This window comes from Vibrio sp. V03_P4A6T147, from assembly GCF_002241085.1.
In the GTDB taxonomy this organism is placed as follows: domain Bacteria; phylum Pseudomonadota; class Gammaproteobacteria; order Enterobacterales; family Vibrionaceae; genus Vibrio; species Vibrio anguillarum.
In genome coordinates this window covers 1-4,853 of sequence record NZ_NDIO01000380.1, presented here as the reverse complement: position 1 = coordinate 4,853, position 4,853 = coordinate 1, and the positions used below count along the sequence as shown (strand labels likewise).

Genomic DNA, 4,853 nt, shown 5'->3' with positions numbered 1-4,853 from the left:
CATACAATGTGATTTATAGTGCTTATAAGGACACTATTGGCTCACAGTATGCTTAAACAACGTTTTCCCAACGCATTGCTCAAGTGCGGAGCGCATGATAGCAAACTCGCTCTCTCTGTAAAGCCTTTTTCTTATGATTTTGAATTGAATGCTGCCTTTTTGGGCAAAGGGGTGAGGAATGGATAGTTTTGTTCTATTTATACCCTTCCCACTTGAAGCTGCAGCGGTGTTGGCTACGTTCGCTCACCCCAATCACATAGTTTATCTATGCTCATGGGGATGAACTTACTTGCCACCTACCTGCAACTTCAAGTTGTTTGGGTATAGCCTGTGTGTGACGCCTAAAAAGCAGCCGGAGGAGGCTAAGTTATGACGCATGTTACAGATATTTAATAAGATTTACACTCCTTGACGTTCGAGCGTCGTATAAGCAGTTACAATTCAATCAGTCTATTTATTGTTGAATAAAAACTATGAAAAACACGTCTATTCTTTCGTTAATGATGGTTACCTTGCTTACCACACCGTTAAGTGCGTTCGCTGCGCAAGCACCACAGGCCGTTGCGGTGGTCGCAGAGCGTGTGGCAACTCATCAAGTGTCTCAGTCTCTTTCACTGATTGGTAAATTAGAAGCTGAACGAGCAGTGGAGATCTCATCTGAAGTTTCGGGAAAGGTCAGCCATATTGCGATTAAAGCCAATCAAGAGGTCAAGAAAGGTCAGCTCTTAATTCAGCTTAATGATGATAAAGCCAAAGCCGCACTTTCAGAGGCTCAAGCCTATTTGAACGATGAACAGCGTAAGTTGAAAGAGTTTGAACGTTTGGTCAAACGGAACGCCATTACCCAAACGGAAATCGATGCGCAAAAAGCGAGTGTTGATATTGCTCAAGCACGTTTAGATGCAGCAAACGCAAATTTAAACGATCTGCACATTAGCGCGCCATTTAATGGCACCGTTGGTTTTATTGATTTTAGTTTGGGCAAAATGGTCAGTGCAGGGACGGAATTGCTGACTTTAGATGACCTATCGGTGATGCAACTCGATATCCAAGTGCCAGAGCGTTACCTTTCGTTAATCAGTAAAGGTATGACGGTGACGGCGAAGAGTAATGCTTGGGCAAAAAACGAGTTTACCGGCAAAGTTGTGGGTATTGATTCTCGCATTAACCGTGAAACCTTGAATTTGCGTGTCCGTATTCATTTCGATAACCAAGATGGCAAGCTAAAACCCGGGATGTTGCTTTCTACTAAGTTGAATTTCCCAGCGATTGAAGCGCCCATTATCCCCGTTCAAGCACTCGAATATTCAGGCACTAAACGCTATGTCTATGTGATTGATAGCAATAATAAAGTAATACGCACGGAAGTTTGGCTTGGCGCGCGGATCGACAATCAAGTGGTGATTGATAAAGGTTTAGCCATTGGTGATAAGATTGTGGTGCAAGGTATCGTGAATATGAGAAACGGCATTGTCGTTACTGAAGTCAATGTGGATGGCTCACCGATACAAAAGGATGACAAATAATGTGGTTATCCGATGTTTCAGTGAAGCGCCCTGTGGCGGCGGTGGTATTAAGCTTACTGTTGTGTGTTTTTGGTCTCGTGTCATTTTCTAAGCTTTCGGTCCGGGAAATGCCCGATATTGAAAGCCCGGTGGTTTCAATCAGTACTCGCTATGCAGGGGCTTCAGCTACCATCATTGAAAGCCAAATCACTTCTGTATTGGAAGATCAACTGGCAGGCATTAGCGGGATTGATGAAATTGAATCAACCACGCGCAATGGCATGTCACGGATTACCGTTACATTTGAACTGGGTTACGATCTCAATACTGGTGTGAGCGATATCCGCGACGCCGTTGCGAGAGCGCAGCGCTCATTACCGGATGAAGCAGATGATCCAACCGTATTCAAAAATAATGGCTCTGGTGAAGCTTCTTTGTACATTAATCTCAGTTCTTCAGAGATGGATCGAACCCAACTGACCGATTATATCGAACGAGCTTTGATTGACCGTTTTAGTTTAATCTCTGGTGTCAGTTCTGTGGATGTGTCTGGTGGCCTTTATAAGGTGATGTATGTCAAGCTCAAGCCGAATCTGATGGCTGGGCGTGGTGTCACGACTTCTGATATATCAAGTGCATTGCGCAGTGAAAATATTGAAAGCCCGGGCGGGGAAGTGCGTAACGATTCGACAGTAATGTCGGTGCGTACCGACCGAGCGTACAAAACGGCTCAAGATTTTGACTATCTGGTGGTTAAGCGCGCAAGTGACAATTCGCCGATTTACTTAAAAGATGTCGCGGATGTCTTCATCGGCGCTGAGAACGAAAACTCAACCTTCAAAAGCGACGGTGTGGTTAATGTGAGCATGGGCATTGTGCCACAGTCAGATGCTAACCCCTTGGATGTGGCGCAGCGTGTCCATCAAGAAGTCGATAATATTCAGCAGTTTCTACCCAAAGGAACGCGCTTGGCCATTGACTACGACTCGACCGTTTTTATTGATCGCTCAATTTCGGAAGTGTATAGCACACTGTTTATCACGGGTGGTTTAGTGATTTTGGTACTGTACATTTTTATCGGCCAAGTTCGGGCAACGCTAATCCCAGCCGTTACTGTGCCAGTATCATTGATCTCTTCTTTTATTGCCGCTTACTATTTCGGATTCTCCATTAACCTTATCACCTTGATGGCGCTGATTCTTTCCATCGGTTTGGTTGTTGATGACGCGATTGTGGTGGTGGAAAATATATTTCATCACATAGAACAGGGAGAGAAGCCACTGCTGGCGGCTTATAAAGGGACGCGCGAAGTCGGCTTTGCCGTGATTGCCACCACATTGGTATTAGTGATGGTCTTTTTACCGATCTCTTTTATGGACGGCATGGTCGGCCTGTTGTTCACCGAGTTCTCTGTACTTTTGGCCATGTCGGTTCTCTTTTCATCGCTAATAGCGTTAACTTTAACACCCGTTCTCGGTAGTAAGATTTTAAAGGTCAATGTCAAACCAAACCGTTTTAATCGTTTTGTTGATCGTGTTTTTGGCCGTTTAGAAGCGGGTTACAAATCCTCTTTACGTTTTGCTATCAGTTGGAAATGGGCTGCACCGCTCGTCATCCTTGCATGCGTTGGTGGCAGTTATTTTCTGATGCAGAAAGTGCCTTCTCAGCTTACGCCTTCAGAAGATCGCGGCGTTATTTTTGCCTTTGTGCGCGGAGCGGATGCGACCAGTTATAACCGGATGTCGGCCAATATGGATCTTGTTGAGCAGCGGTTAATGCCCTTGGTTGGCAAAGGTTTTCTCAAGTCGTTTAGTATTCAATCGCCTGCGTTCGGTGGGCAAGCGGGTGATCAGACGGGTTTTGTTATCATGATTTTGGATGACTGGAACGAACGAAGCATCACCGCTCAACAAGCATTAGGGCAGGTAAAAAAAGCGCTAACGGGAATTCCCGATGTACGAGTTATGCCCTTTATGCCCGGCTTTCGTGGTGGCTCTAACGAGCCTGTTCAGTTTGTGTTAGGTGGGTCAGACTATCCTGAACTCAAAAAATGGGCTGAATTGTTAAAAACGGAAGCTGAAAATTCCCCCTTTATGGAAGGTGCTGACACCAATTATTCCGAAAAGACACCTGAACTGGTGGTGACGATTGATAGGCAGCGTGCCGCGGAATTGGGGATCAGTGTCGCGGATATTTCAGATACGTTAGAAGTGATGCTCGGCGGGAAGAGTGAAACCAGCTTTGTTGAGCGTGGCGAAGAGTATGATGTTTATCTCCGTGGGGACGAAAATAGCTTCAATAACGCCTCCGATTTAAGCCAGATCTACATGAGAACCGCATCCGGTGAGCTTGTTACACTGGATGCACTTGCGAAAGTGGAAGAAGTGGCATCATCAATCCGCTTGTCTCATTACAATAAGCAAAAGGCGATCACGGTTACTGCAAATTTATCAGCTGGTTACACGTTGGGCGAAGCGCTTGATTTTCTGGATCAGAAAGCTATTGAAACGCTACCTAGTGATATTTCCATTAGTTACTCAGGTGAGTCAAAAGATTTTAAAGAAAACCAATCGAGTGTAGCCATTGTATTTGCGTTAGCGCTGCTTGTCGCTTATTTGGTACTAGCCGCCCAATTTGAAAGTTTTATCAACCCGTTAGTGGTGATGTTGACGGTGCCGATGGGTGTGTTTGGCGGCTTTCTTGGTCTATCAATTATGGGACAAGGTATCAACATCTATAGCCAAATTGGGATGATTATGCTGATCGGTATGGTGACCAAAAATGGCATTTTGATCGTTGAATTTGCCAACCAGCTGCGTGACCGAGGGGTTGAGTTTGAAAAAGCAATTATTGATGCTTCAGCGAGGCGCTTACGGCCAATCATGATGACCGCATTTACTACTTTAGCAGGTTCAATCCCATTAATTATCTCGACAGGAGCAGGCTATGAAAGCCGAGTTGCGGTGGGTACGGTGATTTTCTTCGGTATGGGTTTTGCCACTTTAGTCACTCTGTTTGTTATCCCTGCTATGTATCGTTTGGTCTCGGCATCAACACGCTCTCCAGGTCATGTTGAAGCTGAACTTAATCAAGAACTGCTGCATGATGTTAAAACCAGAAGTGTTCACTGATTAACGTATCAAGAGCCTGCGCCCTGCAGGCTCTTCACCGTTCACACCTATTCCATTCACCGTTATCTATGCCCATTAGATGAAATCACATGCGGCCGGCTTATCACATCAAGTTATTTGAATATACAAGCGAGATATCAAATGGTTAATGCCATTTTCGATAATCCATCAAAATAGCCAGTTCATTTTTCCTATTTAAATCTTAGGTATTAATTAT

The 4,853-nt window shown here is 44.8% G+C and carries 2 protein-coding genes; both read left to right on the top strand.

Translation table 11 applies throughout. The features are described from left to right. Positions 1 to 473 precede the first annotated feature (473 nt). The gene (locus tag B9J84_RS14460) at positions 474 to 1,526 is read left to right on the top strand and encodes an efflux RND transporter periplasmic adaptor subunit (protein WP_094124433.1); all 1,053 of its coding nucleotides are present in this window, start codon (positions 474 to 476) and stop codon (positions 1,524 to 1,526) included. Next, entirely contained in the window at positions 1,526 to 4,636 is a 3,111-nt protein-coding gene (gene vexH / locus B9J84_RS14455; RefSeq protein WP_017049467.1) for a vibriobactin export RND transporter permease subunit VexH, read from the top strand. The genes B9J84_RS14460 and vexH overlap by 1 nt, the downstream gene beginning before the upstream one ends. The last annotated feature ends 217 nt before the right edge of the window (positions 4,637 to 4,853 follow it).

Bases quoted from the DNA above. Each gene is read 5' to 3' on its own strand.
- vexH (WP_017049467.1), top strand. From the start codon at position 1,526: ATGTGGTTATCCGATGTTTCAGTGAAGCGCCCTGTGGCGGCGGTGGTA.
- B9J84_RS14460 (WP_094124433.1), top strand. From the start codon at position 474: ATGAAAAACACGTCTATTCTTTCGTTAATGATGGTTACCTTGCTTACC.